This window comes from Schaalia cardiffensis F0333, assembly GCF_005886435.1.
GTDB classification, from domain to species: domain Bacteria; phylum Actinomycetota; class Actinomycetes; order Actinomycetales; family Actinomycetaceae; genus Pauljensenia; species Pauljensenia cardiffensis.
This window is the reverse complement of record NZ_CP040505.1, coordinates 243,147-269,676: the sequence shown is the minus strand read 5'-3', so window position 1 is coordinate 269,676 and position 26,530 is coordinate 243,147. Positions and strand designations below refer to the sequence as shown.

Sequence of the window (26,530 nt, the reverse complement as noted above, 5' to 3'; positions counted from 1 at the left end):
CCGATATGGTGGTCCTCGTCGAAGTGGCTACGATTCTGGCCGTATTCCCGAATTCAGGAGAGAGTCGACTATGGGGGCAGAAGCGCCTCAATGGCTGTTCAGTTCTTTCACTGACACGATGCAGGAAATCGGTGCGAGCGCCTCTTTGGAGCGCCTCGACGCCGAGGCCCGCGACTTGGTTGCGCACTGGTCCGCTCCGGAGCGCCGCCTCCACAACACCCGCCATCTCATTGATGTCCTCGCGCACATCGACGAGCTCGCAGCGACCTCGCACGACCCCGATGTCCTGCGGGTTGCCGCCTGGTACCACGGTATTGCGCTGAACCGTTGCCTCTCGATCCGCGTTCAAGGCACTGACCCTGTGTCGGCTGAGAATCTGTGCGTGCACATCACGCGGACTCGTCTCTTGGAGCTCGGTGTCAGTGAAGACGTTATCGACAGGGTTGCCGAGCTCTTGTCCTACATTGCCCGCCACCGGGCGCCCCGCACGGACGTGGATGCACAGGTCCTCGTGGATGCCGACCTTGCGATGCTGGCTGTTTCCCCGCAGGAATATAAGAAATTCCGGGAGAACCTGCGCGCAGAGCTATCGGATGTTGAGGAGACCGAGTACCTTCGCGCTCGACGTGCCGTGGTCAAGCAGCTCCTGTCCTTCAATCCCCTCTACCAGTCTCCTCTTGGTGAAGCCTGGGATTCGGCGGCGCGAGCAAACCTTGAGGTTGAACTCGCGAAACTGGATTCTGCCCTGCGCGATTGTGCGGACGATTCTTCCGCAGACGAGGCCGAGCCTGATCCTTCCGGGTCGATCGACGATGAAGGGCGGACTGCGACGGGGACGATCATCATTAAGCGCCGTCAGTTGAAGAAGAAGGCGTCAGCGAGCCCGGACGAGTTCACTTCCACCGGGCTGCTTCCGAAGATCGCACCGGTTCCGGAGACTCAAGTGCTCTCTTCCGAGGAGGATTCCGCATCATCTTTGGAGATGGCGATCGAAGCACTCGATTTGCCTTCCACTCCTTCAAAGTGACAAGGCTTGTCTTCTCAGTGTCCTGAGGTTTCGCTGCCCCGGTCCACAAGGATCGGGGCAGCTGTGTCTTTCCACAAGGCGAGGGCGGGGGCGAAGCGTACGTGAGCGCATCTTCATAGCCTGTCGTGCAAGCGCCGGAAAAGATCGGCGTATTCACACGGAAGGACAGGTCCTATGGCGATGTACACGATCGATTCGGCCCAGGTGAGCGCGAGTGCCGCCAGAGTCGGTCAAAGAAGCGCAGAGATACGTTCCCAGGTCGAAGCCCTGATGGCTGACTTGTTGGCTCTGGAGGGTTCATGGACTGGGGTTGCGCAAGCGGGCTTCCAAGCGTGTATCACGGATTGGAGGGCTACTCAGGCCCAAGTCGAGGCCTCTTTGGATGCGATCGGCCTTCGTATGGGCGAGGCAGCGGCAGTGTATGAGGAAGCCGAGGCCCGCTCCGCTTCGCTCTTCGCCGGGTGATTCTTCGCCTTTGGTGCAGGCGCGAGGCCCTCCGCTCGGCCCCCACTGAAGATCCGCCTCCTGGATGCCTTCGCTGCAAGCGCGGGGAGCGCCCTCCAACGCCGCGAGGAACCGACGGGTACCGAGCGCCTTCGCTGCAGGCGCGGGGAGCGCCCACTGGAGCGAGCTCCCCGCCGCCCCCTCCCCAAAGGCTCATGCAGGCGCGGGGGCCGCCCAAGCCTCAGGAGAGCTGACAATGGTGGAGCGGTCCGCTTCATGCAGGCGCGGGGGCGCCCACTGGAGCGAGCTCGCCACCTCCCCCCTTCCCCCAAAGGCTCATGCAGGCGCGGGGGCCGCCCTCGAAAAGGACGACCCCCGCGCAAAGAGGTCTCAACCAGCGCCTCGTGGCCGGTCGAGTAGAGGCTCGGCTCAGTACATTCCACCCATGCCGGCGTCTTCACCACCAGCCGGAGCCGGGGGCTCGGGCTTGTCGGCAACGACAGCTTCGGTGGTGAGGAACATACCAGCGATCGACGCCGCGTTCTGCAGGGCGGAACGGGTGACCTTCACCGGGTCGGAAATGCCTTCCGCCATGAGGTCGCCGTACTCGCCGGTCGCAGCGTTAAGGCCGTAGCCCGCCTCCAGGGAGGAGACGCGGTCGACGACGACGCCGCCTTCGAGGCCCGCGTTCTCAGCGATCTGCTTGAGCGGCGAGGACACGGCGATACGAACGATATTCACGCCCGTCGCCTCGTCGCCGACAAGGCCCTCGAGAGCCGGGAGTGCACGATCGGCGGCCTGGATGAGAGCGACGCCGCCACCGGCGACCAGGCCCTCTTCGGAAGCCGCACGAGCATTGCGGATCGCGTCCTCAATGCGGTGCTTGCGTTCCTTGAGCTCGACCTCGGTGGCAGCGCCGGACTTAATGACGGCGACGCCTCCGGCGAGCTTGGCGAGGCGCTCCTGAAGCTTCTCACGGTCGTAGTCGGAGTCCGTGTTCTCGATCTCCTGGCGGATCTGGCGGACGCGCCCGTCGATCATATCCTTGTCGCCAGCACCCTCGACGATGGTGGTCTCGTCCTTGGAGACGACGACCTTACGGGCGCGGCCGAGCAGCTCGAGGTCGGCGTTCTCAAGGGAGAGGCCCACGGTCTCGGAGATGACCTGGCCACCGGTAAGGATCGCCATGTCCTGCAGCATCGCCTTGCGACGGTCACCGAAGCCCGGTGCCTTGACGGCGACGGACTTGAAGGTGCCGCGGATCTTGTTCACGACGAGGGTCGCGAGGGCTTCACCCTCGACATCCTCGGCGACGATGAGCAGGGGCTTGCCGGTCTGCATGACCTTCTCGAGGACGGGGACGATGTCCTTGACGTTCGAGATCTTGGAGTCCATGAGCAGGACGTAGGCGTCCTCGAGGACTGCTTCCTGACGCTCGGTGTCGGTGACGAAGTAGGCGGAGAGGTAGCCCTTGTCGAAGCGCATGCCCTCGGTCGTCTCGAGGGTCGTGTCGAAGGAGTTGGTCTCCTCAACGGTGACGACGCCCTCTGCGCCGACCTTCTCGAAGGCCTGCGCGATGAGGGAGCCGATCTCGGTGTCATTGGCCGAAATGGAAGCGGTCGCGGCGATCTGCTCGGTCGTCTCGACCGGCTTGGCGTCCTCGTGGAGCTGGGCGACGATGGCGGTGACGGCCTGATCGATGCCGCGCTTGAGGGCGATCGGGTTGGACCCGGCGGCCACATTGCGCAGCCCCTCACGGACGAGCGCCTGAGCGAGGACGGTGGCGGTGGTGGTGCCATCGCCTGCGACGTCGTCGGTCTTCTTCGCAACTTCCTTGACGAGTTCGGCGCCAATGCGCTCGAAGGGATCTTCGAGTTCGATCTCCTTGGCGACGGAGACGCCGTCCTTCGTGATCGTCGGAGCGCCCCACTTCTTTTCGAGGACGACATTGCGGCCCTTGGGGCCGAGGGTGACCTTGACGGTGTCGGCGAGGAGGTTGAGGCCGCGCTCCATGCCGCGGCGTGCTTCCTCGTCGAAGTGGATGATCTTGGACATTCTGTCTGGTTCCTTCCGCGATGCGGATCAGGGGCGGTGCCCGCGACGGACGAGGAGCCTGTCTTCGACCCTGTGTCGTCGACCGACGCCTCTCACCGACCCGATGGTTTTGTCACTCTGCCTTGGCGAGTGCCAACGCCAAGTCTGGCACTCGACCCATGCGAGTGCAAGACGAGTGAGGGGTTCAGCGCTCGGCTGAGAGCAAAACTTACGATGCCCGGGCTGCTATGGCAGGCCAGGTCCCCGGAGGCGCAGTGCTGAGCAAGCCACTCATGCAGAGCATGTGTTCGTTGAGGCACCAGTGCCACTCTCATGGGTCACTGCCCCACCCCGCGCACCACTGCACTACTTGTGCACCAGAAGCGCGGCGTGTCGTGCAGGCCCCTCTCCGAGCGGATCGAAATGCCTGCTCGCGCGCCAGATGCGCCGCCCGTGCGCCGCTGCTCTACCCGCGCACCACTGCCCTGCCCGTGCGTCGCTGCCCTGCTTGTGCGCCAGAAGCGCGGCGTGTCGTGAATGCCCTCGCCGAGGGGATCGAAATGCCTGCTCGCGCGCCAGATGCAGGTTCGTGCAGCCATTCCCACTTTCATATGCGGGTTCGCGCAGCCATTCCGACTCCGATATGCGGGTTCGCGCAGCCGATCCCCACTCACACATGCAAGCCCGCTCGAGCTGCGTTCTCTACTCCAGGTTTCCCCGCAATTGCGAGGCCCAATTCCAGGTTTCCCGGCAGAAATGGCCGTCATAGGGCAGGAATACGACGGGAAACCTGGAATCCACAGAGGAAGCGCCCAGGCCCCTCGCACCCAGAAGGGCAGCACGACCTGCGAAGACTGATAGAGGCTCGACCACAGGCTCTCACACAGAAGACCAACCCCCGACAAACACAGAGGTGGCCGCTCGGCTCATCCGAGCGGCCACCTCATCACGTCAAAGGCTCTCGCCTAACGAAGAACGCACCGGCGCATCCTCAGCGCAGAAGGACGACCACATCCGGATCACCCAGCCCAGTGGTGGTGCGGACATTATCAATGCCGAGGGTCTGACCAATGGCCTTTGCAGTCGCCTCGAGGTTCGGATCCTCGTAGTAGATGACGGTGATTTCGCTGGCCCAACCGTTCGCGTTCGCAGCAGTAGCACCAAGGAATCCCGCGTTCGCCAGATCAGAGACACGAGCAGCGGCGAGACCGGCCTGATTAGTTCCGTTAAGGACCGAGATCTTCACATTGTGGTCAACGATCGGCTCAGGTGGAGTCGACTGTGGCTGCTCGGCAGGACTGGGCTGCGGCTGAGGCTCTTCAGTGGACTGATTCTGGTCAGTTGACATGGGCTGAGAATCCGCAGATTGAGCTTGGTTGCCCGACTGGGCGGGCGTCGAGTTCGCGTTGTTATTCGACGTATCTCGATGAGTCAAGTAGCTGCTCGCCCCCCAGGCGAGCAATGGCACGATGACGAGAATCGCAAGGAAGGGCAGGACTGCCTTCCAGCGCGAAGGCACGGGACGATGCATGCCGACTGGCATGTCTTCGCCGGCAAGGTCGAATTCATCACGGGGGTACTGAGAGCTCACGGTGCCAGATTAACCGTCGAAGCACGCTTGCGCTCGCAGCTCCACTGGGCGAGCCCCGTCCTCACCACTTACTCCTGGATTGAGCGTCCTCGAAGTTGTTGGCGCAGGTTTGTCCTCTGTCCTCGCCACTCACTCCCGGATGCAGCGCTTTGCCCCTCTACTCACAACAAGCCCGCTGCGGCGGTGTCTCCCCTGTATTCCATGCTTCGCCACACCGACAGGGTGGAGCATTGTCGGTCACCGCGGTGTCTCCCTGTGTTCCATGCTTCGCCTTCCCCATCGCAGCAAGCCACCGGAGAGTTTTCACACCCGCCTTCATGTCTTCGCTGCCCCGTCCTCGTCGTTGCCCCCGAAGCGAGGGGCTCCCGCATTAGGCTGAAGGGGTGACTGATGTTTCTCCGAAGCCACTATCCGCCCTCATCGATCCGGGCTGGGCGAAAGCCCTCGCCCCGGTTGAGCCAAAAATCCACGAGCTCGGAGCGATGCTGCGCGCCGAAATCGCCCAAGGGCACAACTACCTGCCTGCGGGAACGGATGTCCTTCGGGCCTTCACCTACCCATTCGAGCAGGTGAAAGTCCTGATCGTCGGCCAGGACCCCTACCCGACGCCGGGGCATGCGATGGGTTTGAGTTTCTCTGTTGCTCCAGGGGTTGCGATCCCGCGTTCACTGCAGAACATCTTCGCGGAATTGGAGTCGGATATTGGCGCGCCCCGCCCCTCCTCCGGTGATCTGCGGAAATGGTCGCGTGAGGGCGTGTGCCTTTTGAACAGGGTGTTGACGGTTCGACCTGGTGCTCCGGGCTCGCATCGCAGGCGCGGGTGGGAAGAGGTCACCGAGTGCGCGATCGACGCCCTCGTTCACCGCAGGGACGATGCGGGAAATCGTTTGCCGCTTGTTGCGATCCTGTGGGGAAAGGACGCTCAGACTCTGGAGCCTCGCCTCGAGGGAGTGCCGATCGTCAAGTCCTCCCACCCCTCCCCCATGTCCGCGCGCTACGGTTTCTTCGGTTCCCGCCCATTTTCGAGGGCGAATGCGCTGCTCGAATCCCAGGGAGCGAGCCCGGTCGATTGGGCTCTCTGAACCGACTGGAGCCTCTGAGCTGGTCGGCCCCTCGAGTCGGCTGGGCCCTCGGGTCAGCTGGGTCCTCTCGGCTGGCTGAGTCCTATGAGTCGGCATGCCTCCTCTCAGCTGACCGGCCCCCTCACAGTCCCTTGTTTCCGTTTCCTCGAGCCGATTCGCTTCTCTGAGTCGGATCTCTCCCCTGTGTCGACTCTCTTCTCAGAGTCGAGCGCCACTAAGAAGGAGAGCACGAAGCGCGGAAGAACAACACGAAGGCGACCCCAAGACGGCTATCGCGAGCACTGAAGGCAGCGCTTGGGGACGTCCTCCTCCCGAGAAGAGAGTTTTTCGACGCTCGCACACAGGCACTCGTGCACAGGGGATTGCGCGCGCTCTTGTTGCTCCGTGGCCCACAGATGCCTATGGGGCGCCGTTATGATACGGGTATCTCGTCGACACACTTTTCTTCCCTTGGAGGCTCGCATGGCTGTCTCAATCAGGCAGGCTTTCCGCCGCAGTGGAACCGTCATCGGACTCGTCCTCGCGCTCATTGCAACTCCAGGGGTCGCGCTGGCTGATTCTCTGGAGTCACCAACGCCTCGACCGTCAAGCTTCGAGCAACCGACTCCCCCGAATCCTGGGACCAGCAGCCCTCATGAGGACTCCCACCCCACAGCTCCTTCTACTTCCCTCCCCACAGCTCCTTCTACTTCTGGAGCAAGCAGCGAGGACGGGGCTGAGACGCAAGTGCCTGAGAATCCTCAATCCGGGAGCGGCTGGGTTGGCGAAGGTGCTCAGAGGCGCTACATCGACCCTGAAACCGGCCTTGCCGCGACGAATAAAGTCCGCAAGATCGACGGCGTTGTTTACGCATTCAACGCGGAGGGCTTCATCGTTGATGGATGGTTCACGTCTCCTGAAGGCGAGCACTACTACTCAACACCTCAGGGGGTTCGTTTCGGCTGGTTCTCACTTAACTCGAAGTGGTACTACGGTGATCCGGCTGCGCTAGGTGCTCGAGTGCACGGCTGGCTCAACGAAGGTGGAGCCCGGTACTACTTGGCTCCCACTGGCGAGATGCTCACGGGGTGGCAGAACCTCGATTCCGACTGGTACTTCTTCGCTGCTTCAGGTGCGATGCGCACCGGTTGGCTCGCACAGGGCTCAACCTGGTACTACCTCAGCCCTTCCGGCGCCATGGCCACAGGATGGCAAGCCGTCGGCGGCTACTGGTACTACCTCTACTCCAGCGGAGCAATGGCGAGCGGCTGGCTCAATGACCAAGGCACCTGGTACTACCTGAACGGTTCAGGCGCAATGTACACCGGTTGGCTCGCACAGGGCTCAACCTGGTACTACCTCAAGGGCTCGGGGGCAATGGCAACCGATTGGGAGGGAATCGGCTGGAAGTGGAATCTCTTCGATCACTACTCCGGTGCGTGGATCACGGATCGGGCGAGTTTTCAGTACGACTGGGACCGCGCGAAGTCTTTGTACTCACCGACGAACTACCTGATCCTCGTCGACACTTCTGCCGTTTATTGCACGGGCTTCTACTGGCGCGACGGCACGTGGTGGCCGCAGCATGATTGGCCGTGCTCGGTCGGCGCCCCTTCGACTCCGACGATTACGGGGACCTACTCCATCGGTTCGCGCGGGCATTCCTTCGGCAACGGGTTTACCGCCTACTGGTGGACACAAATCTGGGGCGATTACCTCTTCCACTCGACCCTCTACTACCAGGGGACCCTCACGCCCCTCGATAGTCGTCTCGGCATGCACATCTCGCACGGCTGTATCCGCATGAGGTACGAGGACGCCTACTGGATCAACCACACGATCCCCTCGGGCACAACCGTCCACCTGTACTGAAGCCCCGCAACCGATGGATCTAGGTGCTCACAAACCGACGGATCTAGGTGCGAGTGAGCCTTTCGTTGGGCCTTTGCTCTTTCGACCTCTCCCCGATCCGGGAGGCGAGTCGGCCTTTCGGCGCACCTCAACTCTGTTGATACCCCTGATCCGGGGGCGAGTCGGCCTTCAGCCTTCATCACCTCTGAATACGCGTCAGTCCTGGATCCGGGGTGTTCACAAGGATCACTCACAGTATTCGCTGAGAAGGCGAGACAGCACCTGGATCCGGAGTGCTCACAGAGACCACCTCGAACACAGCGTCCCTACTGTCCTTCACCCCTGGGTTCAAGCCCACCAATGATGAGATCCATCATCTCCTCGAGGCTGTGCTCCCAGTCCTTCGTCGCCTCCTTAGAGGAAAGGAGCTTCTCGAAGGCTGCTTCGACAATGGTCCTGAGGATAGAGATGTTGACTCGGCGCAATTCTCCGGCCTCCATCCCTCTAGCGAGAAACTCAATGATCGGTTCCCACCCACTTTGGAGTCTCTTGACAATGTGGCGATGAATCCTGGGATGTTCACTCAGAAACTCCGTGAAGCTGCTTGTCGCAACAGGCCCGTAACCTTCTGGCTGGACGATCATCACCAGGCGGACCTTTTCGACCGTCGTTAAATCCGGATCTGAGAGGATCTGCATCTTCGCGGCCTTGACCTTGTCGAACCACTGGTCGATCGCGGACAGAATCATCTCCTCCTTATCCTCGAAGAGGACGTAGAGGGTCTTCTTCGACATTTTGAGGTAGGTCGCCAGCTCACTCATCGTGAATGCTTTACCAGTCTCAGCCCATAGGTTGACGACTCCGTCGAGGCAACGCCTGCGTTGTTCTTCGCTCGACTTCTTCATTACCTTGATCTCCATTCAAAAACCCGACGATGCTGCCTAAGTTTCCTATGAGAGTTTCTTAGCAGAAAAACAGGGTCGCCATGAAACTCTATTCAGGGCAAGAGGCGTTCCCCGGTCAAAAGAATGTGCGCCGTGGCCCTTGTTCCGCAGCTCCTCTGCTCCTCGGTTGCTCCGTTCCTCTGTTCCTGCGTCGGCGACGACCCCACACATGATCTCAAGCGGCATAGCGGGCCCCACACCACGTCGAGATCACAACCAGGGTCAACACCAGCCCCCAACACCCCTGCCCACACACCCCACACACAATCTCAAGCCGCACACCAGACCCCACACCACGTCGAGATCACAACCAGGGTCAACACCAGCCCCCAACACCCCTGCCCACACACCCCACACATGATCTCGAGCGGCACAGCGAGCCCCGCACCAGATCGAGATCACAATCAGGGGGTACTGAACTGCCCACGCCCTGCCGTGATGCCCGGATCACGCCGCACCAAGGCTTAAAACACCATTGTCCCCACCCGCGACGTACCACGGCGCCCCAGCAACCCGACAACGCTTTCCTCCACACACGCCAACGCCCCCTGCACACAACAGAAAGCCCCACACACGCGACACCCACCCGCGACGTACCACGGCGCCCCAGCAACCCGACAACGCTTTCCTCCACACACGCCAATACCCCGCACACAACACAAACCCCCGGACAGGCCACCCCCTGCCCCTGCCACAACACAAACCCCCGGATAGGCCAACGCCTCTGCCCCTGCCACAACACAAGACCCGACACACCAGCCCTGCACGGCCGAGGGTGAGCACATCGACGGCCTTGGACCGAAAGCCCCCCACACGCCAATACCTCCGCGCACAACAGAAAGCCCCGCGCCGACTTTCGTCGACACGGGGCCGTTTCTCAGTGGAGCCGCCTATCGGACTCGAACCGATGACCTGCTGTTTACAAGACAGCTGCTCTACCAACTGAGCTAAGGCGGCGCGCCAATAGTGTGCCATGGAGTCCGGGGCTCAGACGAATCCGCGAGCGCACACGTCCGAGCCCCGAGAATCCAAGAGACTGTTTACTCGGTCTTCAGCCCCATTGCCGCCCGCACAACGGACAGGAATTCTGCGGCATTCGAACCACTCAGAGGAATCTCGGTGGAGTGGTCTTTGACGAACTCGGGGGTGCCAAGATTCCCGCGCCCTTGAATCGGGGCATCCCGCCATGCCTGGGTAGAGGCTTCGAGGTACTTTTCGACGACGTTGGGGGGAAGTTTCGCGACGACCTCCTCGGAGACGCCCTGTTCCTTCGCGATCACCTTCACCTGCTCCCAAGACTTATCGAGGTCCTGGATGACGGTGCCCTTCCCGGAGTTGAACTGCGAGGCGAAATACGACAGGAGCGCATGGTGGAAGCTGATCCAGTGCTCGGGGTCTTCTCTGGCAACGATGAGCGAGGCCGAGGTCGCGGGGAGTTCATAGGCCATGCCGACCGTGGTGACGGGCTGGATTTCGAGGTTGTATTCGCCTCGTTCCGCTCCTTCGACGAGGTCGTGGCCGAGCGCAACGTCGATGTCTGCGCAGGCGTGGCAGGAGTAGTCGAAGTATTCGGTGAGGGTCGGGAGGGCTTCGTCCTTCTTGCCGACGCCGAGGTGGGAGTAGACGATCGGCTCGCCATTAGCGTATTCCCCAAGGGTTGTTGCCGGGTCGGCGTCTATTGCCGCGTTCTTCTTGTTCACCTGGTTGCTGATGACGATCGCGACTGTCGCGATAACAGCGAGGACAACGATGAGGACGATCGAGATGATGATCATGCGGGTTCGACGATCGGCCTTTGCTTGGGCTTCACGCATTTGCTGCGCCTTCAAGCGGACCTCGTCCTGGGGCTTGTTGAGGGGCATGAGCCTCCCTTTCTTCGGTTCGATCGTCACCCTAGCGATGGTTCCTGGAGTTTGCTTTCAGGAGAGGCCTCCTGTGAGGAGGTACCAGGTGGTAATCACCACTCCTGCGCTGATCATTCCAGCGATGAAGCGCACCCACAAGGGGCCGAAAACCGCCTTGGAGAATCGGCTGGTGCCGTCTCGCAGGTCAATCGAGGTGGGCATCAGCCAGGTCAACACCAGAGTTGCCCACAGTGCAGCCCACAGTGAGGCGGCCCCATGGGGGTCTTGGATCAGAGGCTCGGCGCTGATCGGTATTCCTGGGTAGCTCATGAGTTTCGGCCACAGTCCCCAGTTCGGGTTTCCCATTGTCGAGGACGAGTAGGCCACCCATGAGAGGTAGGGAATGAGGGCTGCGAGTGTGAAGCCGAAGGCGAGTTCTGCGAGGACGCGCAGGAACATGAGCGGCGAGGCGGCAATCATTGCTGCTGTGTCGGAGCTTTTCATTCCGCCGTTGCGGATTCGTCGCATCTCGCGTCGTCGGAGGTTCGCTCCTGTGAAGCTCACAAGGAAGAGGACGAGGGCGAGGGCGAGGGAACCTGCGCTTCCAAGGAGGATGGGGAGCAGTGCCAGCGGCATGAGGAGTGCGGGTCCGAGGATCCATGTTGTTTTCGGCAGAGCGGGGGTGTAGCCGGACTTGTCTGCGTGCAGCCATGTGGGCTCTTCTTCGTCCTCGTCTTCGGGGTGATTGGCGCGTATGACTGTCGGGAATCCTCTTCCACTATCTTCCAGGTCCCATGTGCGAGGTTGACCAATCGGGGCTTCTCCCCATCCGGGGAGGTGTTCAGGCGCGACTGGCGCCCATCCTGCGCCTTGTCTTAGCGTAGTGCTTGCCCCTCTAGGGGCTGTTGGCACGCCCCCGCTCAGCTGTCCAGCTACTGGCGCACCTGCGCCCAGGTGTCCCGGCATTGCGACTGCGCCCCCGGCAGCCTGTCCCGGTGTTACTACTGCGCCCCCAGCATTTTGCCCGGGCACTGGGGCAAAGGCCCCACCAAAGTGTCCCGGCACCCCCTGAGCCCAGTCCTGGGGGTGCCCTCCCAAAGCAGGATCCCATGCTCCTTGTGCTCCAGGTATAGGTCCCCACTGCCCGTTTGTGGACCCCCACTGCCCGTTCGTCGCATCCGCCGGGAGCGCGTCTGCCTGCGAGAATCCTCGCCCACCTGGGGTATCTGCGCTTTGCCCTGCATCCCAGGCCTCAGCCTGTGACTGCTCGTGCGCCGACCCTTGAAGGGGCGTCGCACCTTGGGCTGGCATTGTGCGTGTCCGTCCGGCTGCATCATCGGTGGGCAGGACGCAAGTGGGTTCTGCTTTTGCAGCATACGCGGTCGGCCAATCGACGGCATCAAGATCAACCTCGTACGCGAAGTCGGCTGCCGAGTTGAAGGCGTCAATGATCTGACCTGGGGCGACACGGACGGAGGGGTCCGGGGAGAGTCCCTGAGCGAGGGCCTGGGCGACCAGGGGATCAATTCCTTCAAGATCGGCTTGGCCGGTGAGGACGCGCATGGTGATGCCCTGCAGGTCTCCGCTGCCAAAAGGCGGACGACCGCTCGACGCGGAGAGCATGGTCGCGCACCACGCCCACCAGTCCGTCGCTTCGCTGGCTTCCTGGCCTCGAAGTAGTTCAGGTGCGGTGTATCCAGCGGTGCCGGAGACGAGGCCCGTGCGGGTCAGGTGCTCGTCCTCGTCGCTCATGGCGATGCCGAAGTCGATGAGGATGGGACCTTGAGTCGAGCAGATGATGTTTGAGGGTTTGATGTCGCGGTGGATCACGCGGGCGGCGTGGACTGCTTGGATGGTGTGGCGAATGTCCTCGCCGAGGACGGCGACGCTTCTCGCGTCGAGGGGACCTTCTTTGAGGACTGCGGCCAGGGTGGGCCCGGCGATGTATTCCGAAGCGATGAAGGGCTGGGAGGCTTCGGTCTCGATATCAACCACTCTCGCGACGGAATCGGAGCGGACCGAGTTCACTGTCGCGGCTTCACGTTCGAGGCGCCTGCGCGCAGCTTCAGAGGAGGCGAGGGCGGGGTGGAGAAGTTTCAAGGCGACCTGAGCGCCGCCTCCGTCCTCGGCGAGCCACACTGTTCCGGCGCCGCCCGAACCGAGGGAGCGCACCAGGGTGTAGCCCCCGAACTCCTCACCCGCATTCACGCTCCAAGCCTACAGGCGCCCGGCTTCACTCAGCCCGAGGGTGCTGCGAAGGGAGGGACTCCCAACCAGCCGCGCTTGGCGCCCGGCTTCACTCAACCCGAGGATGCTGCGCGGAAGGGGAGTTCGGGGCGGCCGCGCTTGGCGCCCGCCTTCACTGAGCCGGAGGGTGCTGCGAGGGGAGGGACTCCCAAGCAGCCGCGCTTGGCGCCCGGTTTCACTCAGCCGGAGGGTGCTGCGAGAAAGAAGGGCCCTCTTTTGAAGGCGGGTCCTGTTCTGAAGGAGGGCTCTGCTCTGAAGGCGAGCCGAAAAGCCCGCACAAGCCACGGGAAAACCGGCAGGTGTGGGTTCTCACCGTCCTGCGCCGCAAAAGCCCCGCACAAGCCACGGGGAAAACCCTGCCCGCAAGCGATGGATCGAACTGCGCACGCAAGCAAATCGAACTGCGTACACAAATTACGGGAAGAACCCTGTACACGAGTGCACAGCAGTGATAGCGTGACAGAGGTTTTTCACATGAAAAGCCCCCCGATCTTTTCGGCGGACAAAGTCAACCCACTCGGATCGTCCGGCACGTACCTGCCGGTGGGAAGGAATACTGATCATGGCTACGGTCACCTTTGAGAAGGCCACTCGCATCTACCCGGGCAATGACAAGCCCTCGGTCGACCAGCTCGACCTGAAAATCGAAGATGGCGAGTTCCTCGTCCTCGTCGGCCCCTCCGGCTGCGGAAAGTCCACGTCGCTGCGCATGCTCGCAGGTCTTGAGGACGTCAATGAGGGTCACATCTTCATCGGCGATAAGGATGTCACCGACGTTCCCCCGAAGAACCGCGACATCGCGATGGTCTTCCAAAACTACGCCCTCTACCCGCACATGACCGTGCGTGAGAACATGGGTTTCGCTCTGAAGATCGCGGGCACTCCGAAGGAAGAGATCGCCAAGCGCGTCGAAGAGGCCGCTCGCATTCTCGACCTCGAGCCCTACCTCGACCGCAAGCCGAAGGCCCTGTCCGGCGGTCAGCGTCAGCGCGTCGCGATGGGTCGCGCCATCGTCCGCAAGCCACAGGTCTTCCTCATGGATGAGCCGCTGTCGAACCTCGATGCGAAGCTGCGCGTCCAGACCCGCACCCAGATCGCGTCCCTGCAGCGCCAGCTCGGCGTCACCACCGTCTACGTCACCCACGACCAGACGGAGGCCCTCACCATGGGCGACCGCATCGCGGTCCTCAAGGACGGCCTGCTCCAGCAGGTCGGTTCTCCGCAGGAGATGTATGAGCGTCCGGCGAACGAATTCGTCGCGGGCTTCATCGGCTCTCCGGCGATGAACCTCGGCAAGTTCAAGGTTGAAGGCAGCACTGCGATCCTCGGCCCGGCCCGCATCCCGCTCTCCGCGGCCACGGTCAACGCGCTGACCGCCGAAGACAAGGGCATGATCACGATCGGATTCCGCCCCGAGGGCCTCGAGCTCGTCTCCGAAACCGAGGCGAACTCCATTCCGATCCAGGTCGACTTCGTTGAGGAGCTCGGCTCTGATGCCTTCGTTTACGGCCACCTCGCCGGCACGGACGGACAGGGCATCGGCTCGGCGGAAGAGGGCTCCTCGAAGCAGCTCATCGTCCGTGTGCCTCCGCGCACTGCTCCGGCTCGCGGTGGTGTCGTGTACACCCGCATTATCGCCGGTCAGCAGCATAACTTCTCCGCCTCGACCGGTATGCGTCTTCCGGAGTGACCCCCTGCGGTTTCGGCCCCGTCCCTGTTCTGGGGGCGGGGCCGTCCCGTCTTTCCACAGGTCTCGTCCTCGTCAGACAGCGGGAAGCGGGAAGCGGGCCAGTTTCTCGCTCACTTTCCTCAGCTGATGGGAGGCACTGGCAGTTTCGCTCTCGCCTCGTTAGCCAGTGAATAGCTTCACCCGTTTCTCTTTCCGCTGCTCGCCCGACAACTTCCCCAGCCAAGGCGACCCCCCAAGTCGAGTCGATGCCCCCAGCCAAGGCGACGCTCCAAGCCAAGGCGACGCTCCAAGTCGAGTCGATACCCCAAGCCAAGGCGATGCCTCCCCCGTGCGCGCTACGAGGATTCACTCGACACACCGAGGCTTCACACGAGGTCGCAAGCCGTGCCCGGAGAAGATACAAGCGCGCCTGAGCGCACTCGATATGAAGGAATGACGCAATGCCCACAGATTTTGAGATCCAGGCGACGAATGTCGATCCGGCTCTGCTTGATCTGCCCTGGAACCTGCCCCTCGAAGAATGGCCGGACTCGCTCCTCGTCGCTCTCCCCAGAGGCATTTCACGACATGTCGTTCGTTTCGTCCAGCTCAACGAGCGCGTCGTCGCAGTCAAAGAGATCGGAGCACCGGTCGCCTGCCACGAATACGTGATGCTTCGCGACCTGTCGCGTTTGAACGCGCCCTCGGTGGTGCCCACTGCGGTGATCACGGGACGCACTGACGATAATGGTGAAGAGCTCAACGCGGTCCTCATCACCGAGCACTTGCAATTCTCCCTGCCCTATCGAGCGCTCTTCTCTCGGCATATGGCTCCTGATACAGCGACGAGACTCATTGATGCGCTCGCAGTCCTGCTGGTGCGTCTGCACCTTCTGGGCTTCTACTGGGGGGATGTTTCCCTGTCCAACGCCCTCTTCCGCCGCGATGCCGATTCTTTCAGTGCTTATCTCGTTGACGCGGAAACCGGAGAGCTGCATCCGAAGCTGACCTCCGGGCAGCGCGCCTACGATGTCGACATTGCGCGCACAAACATTATCGGTGAGTTCATGGATCTTCAGGCCGGGGCGTTCTTCCCCGAGGAGGTCGATCCGATCCATATCGGTGATCGGATTTGCTCACGTTACAAGACCCTGTGGAATGAGCTCACAGGCATTGAAATGATCGATGCCAGCCAGAAATGGAGGGTCGCTCAGAAGATCGAGCGCTTGAACGAGCTGGGTTTTGACGTCGGCGAGTTCAATATGTCCACTGTCGCCGGGACCTCCACCTTGAAGATCCAACCGAAGGTCGTTGACGCGGGCCATCATCACCGTAAGCTCATGCGTTTGACGGGGATGGATGTGGAAGAGAATCAGGCTCAACGTCTCCTCAACGACATCCAGGCGTTCCACACGGCTTCGGGGAGGCCGAATTCTTCTCTGGAGCTCAGCGCCCATGAATGGCTCAACACCGCGTTTGAGCCGGTCATCGCCGCGGTTCCGCCCGAGTTCGCGGGCAAGCTCGAACCGGCTCAGATCTACCACGAGTTCTTGGAGCACCGCTGGTATCTTGCCGAGAGCGCAGGCCATGACATTCCCCTGGATGAGGCGATCGCCTCGTACGTGGAGAATGTTCTTGCGGCGAAGCGCGATGAAGCTCTTTACATCATTTCGGAATCGGATGCTGAGAATCCCACCCCGGTCGCAAACCCCGATCTGTGGTGAGAGACTTTTCTCCAGTCGTCTGGAAGGAATGTGGAATGACCGCACTGCCCCGCGTGTTTGCGCACCGCGGTGCCAGCTCGCTCGCACCGGAGAACACGATTGCCGCTTTCTCGAAGGCGATGGAGGTCGGAGCCCGCTGGTTCGAGTTCGACGTCGACATCATTGCAGATGGGACCCTCATCGTCATTCATGACAATCGGCTGGATCGCACAACTAACGGCAAGGGCGGATATTACACGCGCTCCTTCTCCGATATCCGCAGGCTTGACGCCGGTGCGTGGTTCTCCGACACCTACCGTTTCGAAAGGATTCCCGAGGCCGCGGACGCCATCTCCTTTGGCAACAAGCAACACATGGGAATGAACTTGGAGATCAAACCCTGCCGGGGCGGAACACAATTGCGTGAGCGTCTCATCGAGGCTCTGGCGGTCGCGGTTGATTCTGTTCACGATAAGGATCGTTTCATCGTGTCCTCTTTCGATCACGAGCTTCTCGCAGCCTTCCATGAGGCTCGTCCGCAGATTTCGCTCGGCTGGCTCCTTGACTCCGAGAAGCAGTCAACTCTGGGCTGGCAAGAGGGCGCGTCGGCTCTCGGCTGCTCGGCGGTCCACCCCGATGCGAAGGGCCTGGCGAAGGAGGAGGTCTGGAAGATCCGCGATTGCGGTTTCGATTGCAATGTGTGGACTGTGAACGACCTTGAGCAGGCGAAAGAACTCGCCTCCTGGGGCGTGACCGGTGTCTTCACCGATTACCCGCAGCTCTTCCCCGCTGAGGCGCTCGCCCTCTAAAGCCCACGCCCACTGGGCGGAGGCTTGAAGCAGACTAGGGGCTTGAAGCCGACTGGGACGCAACCCGGCGGAATTGGGCTGAGCCCACATCCTTTGAAGCCCAGACCCGCTGGAGCGCTCGTTGAGCTGCTCGCCTTTTGTTGCCGCATCGAGGGATGAAGAGTCCCGACTCGAATCGCTCGAGTCCATTTCTTCATTAGCCCGTTCTCTTCTCTCGTTCTTTCTCTTTGAAATCTTCCTCCCGCGCGCTCCTCTTTCCTTTCAGCGATGCACCCCGCACAACGAGCCCAGTGATTCTCTCCCTTAAGGTCTTTGCCCCGCGCCTTGTTTGTCTCCTCTAAGACCTTTGTTCCTTGCAGCGTCCTGCACCGTCTTTCTGCATGTATTCCTCCCACCCCTTCACGAAACTTTGCCCCTTCGTAATTGCAACTACGTCATGCCGTAGTTAGGCTTTCTTGTGAGACGCACGAGCAGCGTGCCGCTAACCAGGAAGGAACCATGAACCTCACAAGGATTCAGCGCCACCTCGACGAAAGCGGGGTCACCAACCCCGCCATCCGCTCATTCGTCGAAGAATGGGCGCAGCTCACCACGCCCGAAAGCATCGAGATCATCAGCGCCGAGGACGACGCCCGTCTCATCGCCGAAGCCCTCGATGCCGAGGAGATCTTCCCCGCGGGCCCCGGACGCTATTACACCCGCTCCCACCCCAAGGACACCGCCCGTTCAGAAGGACGTACCGTCGTCGCCACCGCCGACCCGGCGGACAAGGGCGTCTACAACAATTGGCGTCCCTCTAAGGAAGTGCTCGCCGCCCAACGCGAGCGCGTCGCGGGAGCCCTCGCGGGGAAGACCATGTACGTCATTCCTTATCTCATGGCCGTTCCGGGCTCTCCGCTTGCTCCTTTCGCAGCCGGAGTTCAACTGACCGACAATCGCGTCGTTGTCATGCAGATGATCCGCATGGCCCGCGTCGGACTGCACCTCTTCGACGATCTCGCCGATCCGTCATTCTTCGTCCGCTCGGTCCACGTGACAGGAGACCTTGACGCCCTCGGCCAGGGAACAGATGAGGATCAGCGCCTCTTCGCAACAATCGCCGACGAGCGCCTCATCATCCACTACGGATCTTCATATGGGGGCAACGCCCTCCTCGGCAAGATCGCTCATAGCCTGCGCCAGTCCGCCTACGACGGATGGAAGTCCGGGAAGTTCCTCGCCGAGCAGTTCATGCTCCTCGGCATCGTCGATAAGCAGACGGGCCGCACTTATCATGTCTGCGGTGGATTCCCTTCGGCCTCCGGTAAGACGAACCTCGCGATGACCCTGCCGCCCGACGCCCTCGGTGAGCGCTACCGCGTGGAGTTCTACGGCGACGACATCACCTGGCTTTGGGTCGGCGAGGACGGGCGCCTTTACGGGATGAACTCGGAGAACGGCGTTTTCGGGGTCGCGAAGGACACGAACGAGGCGACGAATCCCGCGGCCTTGTCGGCAATTCAGGACAACAGCGGCGTCCTGTTCACAAACGTCGCCTACAACGAGCGGACTCAGGAAGTGTGGTGGGAGGGGCGAACCCCCGAACCTCCAAGCGACCTCGAGGGCTGGCTCGATTGGACGGGCAAGGCGATCAGCGAGCGCAGTGAAGAGGACAAGGGGCTGGCGTGGGCACACCCGAACAGCCGCTTCGCGACCGCCCTCGACAATGTCACGACCGTAGCCCCGGACGCATCCTCCCCAATGGGCGTTCCGATCGATGCCGTCATCTTCGGCGGGCGCACTCGCGACCGAGAACCCCTTATCCGCGCCATGAAAGACCTGGCGGAAGGGGTGTATGACGGCCTCACTCTCGGTGCAGAAGCAACTTTTGCCGCTGAAGGCGTTGAAGGACAGCTGCGTTACGACCCCATGTCGATGCGCCCCTTCATGTCCTATTCGGAAGGGGACTACGCCGCGCATTGGCTCAAGATCCTCGGCAATGTCACCCACGCTCCGATCTTCGCGCATGTCAACTGGTTCCAACGCGACCCTGAGGACGGACACTTCCTTTGGCCCGGATACCGCGATAACCTTCGCGCGCTCCTGTGGCTCATGGACTATCAGGAGGGGCGCGTCCAGGGAAGAAGAACACCCGTTGGCGTTGTCCCGAACGCTGATGAACTCAATCGGGAGGGGCTTGCCATTTCGGATGAGGACCTTGCTCGCCTGCTCACGATCGACGTTGAACGGTGGAGGCAGGAAATGGGCTTCAGGCGTGAGCATCTTGCTCAATTCACGAATCTGCCCGAAGAGATCGAGGCAGTTCATGAACGAATTGAAACCGAACTGAGGAACTGACCGGTCAGTCTCCACGGTATCCCGATCCAGCGGGTGACGGTATCCCGATCCAGCGGGTGGGCGGCTCAGCACGGACGGCCGCCCACCCGCTTCACCGTGTCACTATCGCGCTTCCGTTTTTCGTTTTGGAGTTGACACTGCGAGCGCTTGCCCCTGCTTTCCTTGCCTCTGAGTTCATCTTGCCGCTCGCGCGATCCGTGACACTCTGTTCCTCAATCCGCATCGCAGCAGAATTGCCTTTTCACGACTCGTGGCAGGCTCGTCTGAATCGCTTACAGCATCGCACGTCCGCTGCGTTTCGCTTCTGTACCGCAGTCGGCGTCAGTTCTCGGCCTTCTGGCTCTCAATAGTTCCAACCCAGATGGAGCGGGCGGCTGGCAATCCGAAAGACAACTCCTCGTCGGTTCCTTGAAGCTTGAGGGCAACAGCTTCCGAATAGGGCGATGCTTCACACAGGATCACCTCGGCTCCATATACGATCCCCTGCTCTGCGAGAAAACGGACGAGCTCAGGATCGTCGTCGGCGATTCTTTCAATGCGCAGCACCTCGCCTTTCGAGGATGAGCGGGCGAACTCGGCAAGGGAGTGCGCACCGAGGGCGGGCAGGGAACCGTCGGCGCGTGGAATCGGGTCGCCGTGCGGGTCCCGCTCGGGCTCGCCCAGGTGGGCATCAATCCGTTCAATGAGAAGGTCAGAAACGGCGTGCTCAAGGACCTCTGCTTCCTCGTGCACCTGATCTGCTCGATATCCCAGGGTCTCAACGAGGAAAGCTTCGATGAGGCGATGCCGACGCACCATTGCGATGGCAACGGCAAGCCCTTTATCCGTCAAGGTGACAGCGCCGTAGGGAGCATGGGCGAGGAAACCCTGGTCTGAGAGTTTACGGATCGCATCCGAGGCCGTCGATAGGCGCACCCCTACTTTGGCGGCGATGGTTGACGCTGTGACCGGTTCATCCGACCACTCCCCCAGCGTCCACACCGCCTTGAGGTAGTTCTGACTGCTCGCCGACAAGTGAGAGGGGACCATGCCCACAGGGTATCAACGCCCCCTTGTATATCCTGAGTCCGAGCACTGTTCACACAGCCTTTCAGCCTCCATGCTGTCGACTCTCTGCCCTTCTCGCCGACAGCGGGCATGAGACAGTCCTGGGAGGCCTCCACCTGTCCCGGGTTCTAGAACTCCCAGTCTTCGTCGCTCGTTTCCTCGGCTGTGCCGATGACATAGGAGGAGCCCGAGCCGGAGAAGAAGTCGTGGTTCTCGTCGGCACCGGGAGCTAAAGCGGCGAGGATCTCGGCCTTGACTTCCGTTTCCTCGGGAGCGAATCGTGCGGGGTATCCGAGGTTCATGAGCGCTTTGTTCGCGTTGTAGCGCACGAAGACGGCGACATCGTCCATCAGTCCGAGCGGCTCGTAGAGCGCACCCGAATACTGCATTTCGAGCTCGTAAAGTTCCTCGAGGAGGGTGTAGGTGAAGTCGCGCATCTGTTTGTGTTTCTCTTCGGAACGCATTTCGAGGCCGCGCTGGTACTTGTAGCCCGAGTAGTAGCCGTGAACGGCTTTATCCCGCAGGATGAGGCGAATCATGTCGGCGGTGTTCATGAGTTTTGCCCGCACGGAGAAGTGGAGGGGGAGGTAGAAGCCCGCGTAGAGGAGCAGGGAGGACAAGAGGGTTGCGGAGACTTTGCGTTTGAGGGGGTCGTCTCCGTAATAGTGGCGCAGCACGGTTTTTGCTCTTCTTTGCAGCAGGTCGTTGTCGACGGCCCACTCGTAGGCGGCGTCAATTTCTTCACTGGAGCACAGGGTGGAGAAGATGGAGGAGTAGGAGCGTGCGTGGACGGCCTGCATGAAGGCGATGTTCGTGTAGACCGCTTCCTCGTGTTCGGTTCGAGCATCTTGGATCTGGCTGATTTCACCGACCGTCGCTTGAACGGTGTCGAGCATTGTCAGACCGGTGAAGACGCGCATAGTGAGGGTGCGTTCTTCCTGAGTCATCGCATGCCAGGAGGGAAGATCATTGGACAGTGGCACTTTCTCGGGGAGCCAGAAGTTGGATGTGAGCCGGTTCCACACCTCGTGGTCTTTCGGGTCATCGACACGATTCCAGTTGATGGGTCTGATGCGCGCCTCAGGGTCGCGTCGATAGCGGGGCGGCGTGATGGAGCGCTCGGTGATGGGAGTGCGGGGTGTTGATGTGGTCATGATGTCTTTCGTTACGTCGTTTTCGGGATCGTTCGTTCAGGGGCATTCATCGATGGGCATTCATCGACGAAGGTTCATTGGCGGAGGTACATTGGCGGGTGTTCATCTGCGGAGGTTCATTGGCGGAGCGTTCGAGGTGTCATCGGCTTCGATTTCCGCCCAGAAGTGTTGGAGGCCGATGTTCACGCGTTCAACATCGCGATCTGAACCGAGCAGTTCGAAACGGTAGAGCTCTGGGACGTGGCATTTGGCGGCGATGATTGGCCCTGCGATGCAGTAGTGTTCCCCGAAATTGGTGTTGCCGCTTGTGATGATGCCACGCAGAAGTGCACGGTTGTGGGGATCGTTGAGGAAGATCGCCACTTGTTTGGGAATTGCTTGAGTTTTGTCCCCTCCCCCGTAGGAGGGGACGATGAGGACATATGGACGGTTGACGCGCAGGCGTCCCTCGAGGCGCGGACGCAGGGGGATTCTCACTGCGGGGCGATCAAGCTTGTCAACGAAGCGTTTGGTGTTCTCCGAGACGGAGGAGAAGTAGACGAGGTCGGGGGATTCGTCGTAGCTGAGCTCGCGCACCGGGAGTTCAGCCCGCTTCGTTGATGTCATGAGGTTCTTTCGTCGTCCCAATCGGCGAGCGGTGAGTCCGGGTCGCCGCGCAGAGCGCTGAGATCGCTCGCGCAGGCATCATTAAACCCCAAACAACTTCGCTACGCCAAACTTTTTAGTTTGGCGCGCCGAATCCCAAGGCTTTTTGGGTAGAAAAATGGAGGGATCCCCTCCATAAGGGGACCCCTCCACTGAAGCTGACGAAGCCTCACGCTCCTCACAGCGCCTTGCGTTTCGAACCCTTTCGCTCTTTCACTCCTTGTCTTGGTGGCGACGACGCAGATAGCTCGACAGGGAGACCTCCGCAACCGAATCCACGAGCAGCAGAGCACCAATGAAGCCACCGCACTTGAGCCAGCGCGAGCGCGGCGCTTCACCACGAGCCGCAAGAGTGAGCAGAGCTGTTCCGACGATCGCCTCAGCGGAGGCGAGAGCGCGAACGAGCCCCGGCTTTTCCACAGCGACCGACTGGTAGGTGCTCCACAGGGGCTGTGCACGCGATTCCGGGTCGCTCAACATGATGTCCACACTCCGCCCGATCGCATTGGACACGCCTCGCGCAAAGTGGACTTCCGCGCCCTCGACCTCGGAAGCGGGAAGGGCCCCAAGGAGGAAATCAGCAAGCCCAGCGGGCAGACCCAGGGCCTTGACGACTCGCCGGACCGCGTCCTCGCCAAAAGACGTGGTGGATTCGATAAGGGCATCGAGGTCAGCGCCGGGCATGGCCTTCGCGATCGCTTCCAGGTCGGGGCGGTCGCTGACGAAGTCGAGGATCTCCTGATCGAGTTCTCCAGCGGACTCGTGGGCACCGGCGATGAGGAGGGTCTTCATGCCCCAGTTGTGCGTGATGACATGCTCGAGGTGATCATCGGTCACGAGGAAAACCTGGAACTCCTCGTCCTGGCGCGAAAGGGTGACCAGCGGAAGGTCACCGAAGTTCCACCCGGCCTTCTCCGGGGGGAGCTCGGCGAGCAGGGCGCGACGCCCCTCGGCAAGTTCGACACTGACGAGGTCGATGCCTTCCAGTGCGGCGAGAAGTGGGACCGAGGAAGCGGGGGTTCGCCCGATCTCAACGATCCTGGAGGAAGGCTCCTCCACATCAAGGTCGTCCTCATCCCAGTTGTCCGAAAGAGGGGATTCGCCCTCGGGGAGGTGATCGGCGGTCGCCGAGCCGATGCGCACCTCGCATTCGAAAAGGGCGGCGAGGGTTTCAGCGAGTTCTTCACTCGTCGGACCGGGCGCGACCTTCTTGTCTTTCACAAGTGCGACGTGCCCGTCGGCGAGCGCAACATTCACGCCGAGAAGCTGCGGCGAGGAGGGGAACCACTCAAGTTGAGCGAGGACGGCCTGCTCGCGCAGTGCTGTCGCGACGAGGGCGGGGTCGATGTCCCGACCGATGATCATGCCTTCGATTCGAGTCCAGTCCTGTTCCATTCCGATTCACCCTTCTTCGTTGAGGTACTTCTAATCTCACCACGTTTGACGCCTTTTGTCCCTATGCCGATTTAAGGTTTGCGTCCGCTTTTGGTGAATCTTCCTTCCGGGGAGCTGCAGTGGCTCCCTCGAGCAGCCGCATTGTGCGCCCGCTTCGAACTCTGCGGGACCCGACATATGATGAGCCTCGAGCAGACATGGGGATTGGCTGCTCGGAAAGATGAGCGCTGATGCCCAGTACTGTGTTCGTGCGTTTCGAGTCTCCGGCTCCGGTGCCCGCAAATCCTCGTCGCTTGCACGCCGCAGTGTCTTCCGTTTTCGACCTGCCGGAGGGATTGTCTGCAGCCAGGGCTGCGTCTCTTCCTGTCTTCGCCCACCGCCCTCCCCACGAGTCCGCGGGCCCGAAGCCCTATTGTCTGGGCGAGTTGAGCTATGCGGATGGGCTTTTCGGTATGGAGATCCGTTTCTTGGATGATCGTCTGGTCGACACTCTGGATGCCTGGCTGGCGTGGGGTGGTGTGCTGCGCATCGGAAGCGGCGGGGAGGACACGGTCCTGCTCGCCGCAGTCGATGGTCAAGTGATCGAGCACCAGTCTTGGGAGGAGCTCGCCGAGTGCACTGAGGACACGACCTGGGAGATACACCTGGTGACCCCGACTGTGTTCAGTTCGAGGGGGCAGCATGTTTGGGGAGTCAGCCCGGCTTCCCTGGCGACGAGTCTGCAGGAGCGCTGGTGGCATACGCATCGGGCGAGCGCTCCGGGCAGAGTTGATCGCGAGGCGATGGCTCGTGTCCTCACCACCTACGATGAAACCCGGCAAGTCCCAGTTTCTTTGGGGATGCCCAGGTCGGATCGTCGAGGACGATTAGCCTCGCGCACGATCATCGCCTGTGAGGGCCGCATGCGAGTCAGTGGTCCGGCAGCTTCGCCTCTAACGCGCGTGTTCTCACAGTTGATGGCATTGTCGAGGTTCACGAATGTCGGTTCTCACGCGAATTTCGGCATGGGAGTCATTGACTCTATTGCGGTGGATCCGGGCGTTCAACCTGATTGAATCACTTCCCGCTCCCGAGTCAGTGGCGCCTTGGGAGGCGCCATAGTCGGATGCCGAACGCTAGCGCAAAGACCATTCCGATTCCTATTGCCCCGAGGATTACGAGGACAAGCCAGACGAACCAGGGAGGACCAGACCTGGCGGTGAGGCTGATGGTGGGGTCCCAGTTGATCCAGACTTCCAGCAGGATCGTCAGCGGCATGCCAATAAAGGTGAGGATACCGATCGCCCATTCCATCATCTGCGAGGTGTAGTGCTGTTCTTGTTCCATCTTTTGCCGTTCGAGTTCCGCCTTTCGTCGTTCGAGAGCAATGAGGTGTTCTCTGCGTTCGATCAGCGTCTGGATGCTCTCGCGAATCGCCCGCGCTTGTTGCACGACTTGGTTGACTGAGCGGTCGAGGCCTGTTGCTTCTTGCATCCACACGAGGATCTGGTCCGCTTGGGAATGGGAGGTGACATCCGTCCACCATTCGGAGGCGAGGAATGCGGTCGCTTCAGCGTCGAGGGCGAGCGCTCGATCAATGAGCCCGTCCAGCTGCGTTTCCTTTGTCGATGCGCCGTCTTCGCCCAATTCGTTCGTTGTGCTCCTCAAATCGCGTGCGAGTGCTGCGAGGCGCCGAGACAGGTCGAGGGTTCGCATTTGGTTGAGGGTGATGAGCAGATGAATGTTGAGGTTCCTCGTCAGCATTCGCCGAACGGCTTCAACGGAATAGTCAGTGCGTTGTTTCTCCACATAGGCGATTCCATGTTCAGTGGTGTAGACCGCCCATGATTGGGACAGCGAGTGGAGTCTCCTCATCGAATCTGCAAAACGCGCATCACCGAGTTCGATTCCACCACTTGCCGGCATGAGCCCCCATTGCCATCCAGCGATGATCAATGCAGTGCTGATGCTCGGAGCGCAGGCGTGTCCTTGATTCGCCCCCATTGCGAAGTCATTCTCCGCTTTCAGCGCATCAATGATCTCCGGGGACACTTCTAGCCCCAGTTCGCGTGCTTCCTGAACGGTGGACACCGTGTGCCATGCGGCGATTCTCTCTTGCGGAACCCAGGTGATCGTGGTGATCGGGGGAGCCGACTCGTCTGTCTTCACTCGGCCCGGGAATGACAGTGTTCCCTCTGCACAGCCTGCCTCTTCTTCCAGGACTTTCAGGAGGGTGTTGCGCAAGAGGTGGAACATTCGACGAGTGTGGAGCGCATCGCGAACAGTTGAGTAGTCCTCGCAGCTCACCTCCGTGTGAACCACGAGAAGAACTCGAAGGTCACCGGGCTCTTCTTTGAGCTGTAGGACTTCGAGCGCTCCGATGGTCAAAACGCAGATTCCGTCCTTGTTGAGGTGCTGCCGTAGTGTGTTCAGCCTGAAGGAGCGTCGAACGTCGGGGCTGAGAATACCGTCAACAACATGTGGGTGCAATTCTGATTTGTCTTTCCCCGGATAGGAGAAGGCGGTAGCTGTTCGGAAGTTGACTCCCCCGCTCTTCCACGTCGCCGCAGTTGCATCTTGGGGTGATTTCTCCTCCCCCTCAAGGTGGAGTGGAAAACTATCCTTCCAGGATAGAGTGCTTTTCATTTCCAGTATGAGGGCCATACGCATGCGCGAGCTGTCCTTGATCTTGATGAAACCCGGGCCTTGGGCGACTGCAGCATCACCGCTCATGATGGTCTCCTTCATA

The 26,530-nt window shown here is 61.1% G+C and carries 19 protein-coding genes and 1 tRNA gene; 9 read left to right on the top strand and 11 right to left on the bottom strand.

All coding sequences use genetic code 11. The features are described 5' to 3' along the window. Positions 1 to 70: 70 nt before the first annotated feature. Positions 71 to 1,027, top strand: coding sequence for an HD domain-containing protein (locus FFA61_RS01040; RefSeq protein ID WP_005962343.1), 957 nt, complete (start codon positions 71 to 73; stop codon positions 1,025 to 1,027). Positions 1,028 to 1,201: 174 nt separating this feature from the next. Continuing rightward, positions 1,202 to 1,492, top strand: a complete 291-nt coding sequence (locus tag FFA61_RS01035; protein ID WP_005962344.1) for a WXG100 family type VII secretion target — start codon at positions 1,202 to 1,204, stop codon at positions 1,490 to 1,492. A gap of 408 nt (positions 1,493 to 1,900) precedes the next feature. On the opposite strand, the gene groL is transcribed toward FFA61_RS01035, so the two are convergent. Beyond that, positions 1,901 to 3,526, bottom strand: coding sequence for a chaperonin GroEL (groL, locus tag FFA61_RS01030; protein ID WP_005962345.1), 1,626 nt, complete (start codon positions 3,524 to 3,526; stop codon positions 1,901 to 1,903). 970 nt (positions 3,527 to 4,496) lie between these two features. Then, positions 4,497 to 5,096, bottom strand: a complete 600-nt coding sequence (locus tag FFA61_RS01025; RefSeq protein WP_005962347.1) for a LytR C-terminal domain-containing protein — start codon at positions 5,094 to 5,096, stop codon at positions 4,497 to 4,499. A 383-nt stretch (positions 5,097 to 5,479) separates the two neighbouring features. On the opposite strand from FFA61_RS01025, the gene FFA61_RS01020 reads away from it, so the two are divergent. Continuing rightward, positions 5,480 to 6,178, top strand: coding sequence for a uracil-DNA glycosylase (locus FFA61_RS01020; protein ID WP_005962348.1), 699 nt, complete (start codon positions 5,480 to 5,482; stop codon positions 6,176 to 6,178). A 726-nt stretch (positions 6,179 to 6,904) separates the two neighbouring features. Next, positions 6,905 to 8,029 (top strand): L,D-transpeptidase family protein, encoded by a 1,125-nt coding sequence (locus tag FFA61_RS09490; protein WP_278023274.1) that lies wholly within the window; start codon positions 6,905 to 6,907, stop codon positions 8,027 to 8,029. Between the two features lie 305 nt (positions 8,030 to 8,334). On the opposite strand, the gene FFA61_RS01010 is transcribed toward FFA61_RS09490, so the two are convergent. The 4 genes from FFA61_RS01010 to FFA61_RS09255 form a co-directional block, all read right to left on the bottom strand. Continuing rightward, positions 8,335 to 8,913, bottom strand: coding sequence for a TetR/AcrR family transcriptional regulator (locus FFA61_RS01010; protein ID WP_165544459.1), 579 nt, complete (start codon positions 8,911 to 8,913; stop codon positions 8,335 to 8,337). A 920-nt stretch (positions 8,914 to 9,833) separates the two neighbouring features. Further along, positions 9,834 to 9,909: transfer RNA gene (locus FFA61_RS01005), tRNA-Thr, on the bottom strand. Between the two features lie 83 nt (positions 9,910 to 9,992). Next, the gene (locus tag FFA61_RS01000) at positions 9,993 to 10,844 is read right to left on the bottom strand and encodes a DsbA family protein (protein WP_005962352.1); all 852 of its coding nucleotides are present in this window, start codon (positions 10,842 to 10,844) and stop codon (positions 9,993 to 9,995) included. A gap of 27 nt (positions 10,845 to 10,871) precedes the next feature. Then, a complete protein-coding gene (locus FFA61_RS09255; protein ID WP_005962353.1) occupies positions 10,872 to 13,004 on the bottom strand; it encodes a serine/threonine protein kinase in 2,133 nt (710 codons plus the stop codon). Positions 13,005 to 13,605: 601 nt separating this feature from the next. Here FFA61_RS09255 and FFA61_RS00990 point away from each other — a divergent pair. The 4 genes from FFA61_RS00990 to FFA61_RS00975 all read left to right on the top strand — a co-directional run bounded on the left by FFA61_RS00990 (position 13,606) and on the right by FFA61_RS00975 (position 19,561). Beyond that, positions 13,606 to 14,733, top strand: coding sequence for an ABC transporter ATP-binding protein (locus FFA61_RS00990; RefSeq protein ID WP_005962356.1), 1,128 nt, complete (start codon positions 13,606 to 13,608; stop codon positions 14,731 to 14,733). A 440-nt stretch (positions 14,734 to 15,173) separates the two neighbouring features. Next, positions 15,174 to 16,436: a DUF4032 domain-containing protein gene (locus FFA61_RS00985; RefSeq protein ID WP_005962357.1), complete on the top strand. Its 1,263-nt coding sequence runs from the start codon at positions 15,174 to 15,176 to the stop codon at positions 16,434 to 16,436. Positions 16,437 to 16,471: 35 nt separating this feature from the next. Then, positions 16,472 to 17,224 (top strand): glycerophosphodiester phosphodiesterase family protein, encoded by a 753-nt coding sequence (locus FFA61_RS00980; protein ID WP_005962358.1) that lies wholly within the window; start codon positions 16,472 to 16,474, stop codon positions 17,222 to 17,224. Between the two features lie 498 nt (positions 17,225 to 17,722). Further along, positions 17,723 to 19,561, top strand: a complete 1,839-nt coding sequence (locus FFA61_RS00975) for a phosphoenolpyruvate carboxykinase (GTP) (protein ID WP_005962359.1) — start codon at positions 17,723 to 17,725, stop codon at positions 19,559 to 19,561. Between the two features lie 321 nt (positions 19,562 to 19,882). Here the strand turns inward: FFA61_RS00975 and FFA61_RS00970 are convergent, their stop codons facing one another. The 4 genes from FFA61_RS00970 to FFA61_RS00955 all read right to left on the bottom strand — a co-directional run bounded on the left by FFA61_RS00970 (position 19,883) and on the right by FFA61_RS00955 (position 23,802). Next, positions 19,883 to 20,590, bottom strand: a complete 708-nt coding sequence (locus FFA61_RS00970) for a metal-dependent transcriptional regulator (protein WP_040313551.1) — start codon at positions 20,588 to 20,590, stop codon at positions 19,883 to 19,885. 146 nt (positions 20,591 to 20,736) lie between these two features. Next, positions 20,737 to 21,762, bottom strand: coding sequence for a class 1b ribonucleoside-diphosphate reductase subunit beta (gene nrdF / locus FFA61_RS00965; RefSeq protein WP_005962361.1), 1,026 nt, complete (start codon positions 21,760 to 21,762; stop codon positions 20,737 to 20,739). Between the two features lie 102 nt (positions 21,763 to 21,864). After that, positions 21,865 to 22,368: a class Ib ribonucleoside-diphosphate reductase assembly flavoprotein NrdI gene (gene nrdI, locus FFA61_RS00960; protein WP_005962362.1), complete on the bottom strand. Its 504-nt coding sequence runs from the start codon at positions 22,366 to 22,368 to the stop codon at positions 21,865 to 21,867. Positions 22,369 to 22,620: 252 nt separating this feature from the next. Next, entirely contained in the window at positions 22,621 to 23,802 is a 1,182-nt protein-coding gene (locus FFA61_RS00955) for a hypothetical protein (RefSeq protein ID WP_005962363.1), read from the bottom strand. A 230-nt stretch (positions 23,803 to 24,032) separates the two neighbouring features. Between FFA61_RS00955 and cas6 the strand changes: the two genes are divergently transcribed. Beyond that, positions 24,033 to 24,857 carry a CRISPR system precrRNA processing endoribonuclease RAMP protein Cas6 gene (gene cas6 / locus FFA61_RS00950; protein WP_040313552.1) on the top strand — a complete coding sequence of 275 codons (825 nt, stop codon included), beginning with the start codon at positions 24,033 to 24,035 and terminating at the stop codon, positions 24,855 to 24,857. Between the two features lie 19 nt (positions 24,858 to 24,876). Here cas6 and FFA61_RS00945 read toward each other — a convergent pair whose 3' ends face one another. Beyond that, entirely contained in the window at positions 24,877 to 26,514 is a 1,638-nt protein-coding gene (locus FFA61_RS00945) for a hypothetical protein (RefSeq protein ID WP_040313553.1), read from the bottom strand. Positions 26,515 to 26,530: the final 16 nt, after the last annotated feature.

Coding starts and splice junctions, on each gene's coding strand:
- FFA61_RS01040 (WP_005962343.1), top strand. CDS start 71: ATGGGGGCAGAAGCGCCTCAATGGCTGTTCAGTTCTTTCACTGACACG.
- FFA61_RS01035 (WP_005962344.1), top strand. CDS start 1,202: ATGGCGATGTACACGATCGATTCGGCCCAGGTGAGCGCGAGTGCCGCC.
- groL (WP_005962345.1), bottom strand. CDS start 3,526: ATGTCCAAGATCATCCACTTCGACGAGGAAGCACGCCGCGGCATGGAG.
- FFA61_RS01010 (WP_165544459.1), bottom strand. CDS start 8,913: ATGAAGAAGTCGAGCGAAGAACAACGCAGGCGTTGCCTCGACGGAGTC.
- FFA61_RS00990 (WP_005962356.1), top strand. CDS start 13,606: ATGGCTACGGTCACCTTTGAGAAGGCCACTCGCATCTACCCGGGCAAT.
- FFA61_RS00985 (WP_005962357.1), top strand. CDS start 15,174: ATGCCCACAGATTTTGAGATCCAGGCGACGAATGTCGATCCGGCTCTG.
- FFA61_RS00980 (WP_005962358.1), top strand. CDS start 16,472: ATGACCGCACTGCCCCGCGTGTTTGCGCACCGCGGTGCCAGCTCGCTC.
- FFA61_RS00975 (WP_005962359.1), top strand. CDS start 17,723: ATGAACCTCACAAGGATTCAGCGCCACCTCGACGAAAGCGGGGTCACC.
- FFA61_RS00970 (WP_040313551.1), bottom strand. CDS start 20,590: ATGGTCCCCTCTCACTTGTCGGCGAGCAGTCAGAACTACCTCAAGGCG.
- nrdF (WP_005962361.1), bottom strand. CDS start 21,762: ATGACCACATCAACACCCCGCACTCCCATCACCGAGCGCTCCATCACG.
- nrdI (WP_005962362.1), bottom strand. CDS start 22,368: ATGACATCAACGAAGCGGGCTGAACTCCCGGTGCGCGAGCTCAGCTAC.
- FFA61_RS00955 (WP_005962363.1), bottom strand. CDS start 23,802: ATGGAACAGGACTGGACTCGAATCGAAGGCATGATCATCGGTCGGGAC.
- cas6 (WP_040313552.1), top strand. CDS start 24,033: ATGCCCAGTACTGTGTTCGTGCGTTTCGAGTCTCCGGCTCCGGTGCCC.
- FFA61_RS00945 (WP_040313553.1), bottom strand. CDS start 26,514: ATGAGCGGTGATGCTGCAGTCGCCCAAGGCCCGGGTTTCATCAAGATC.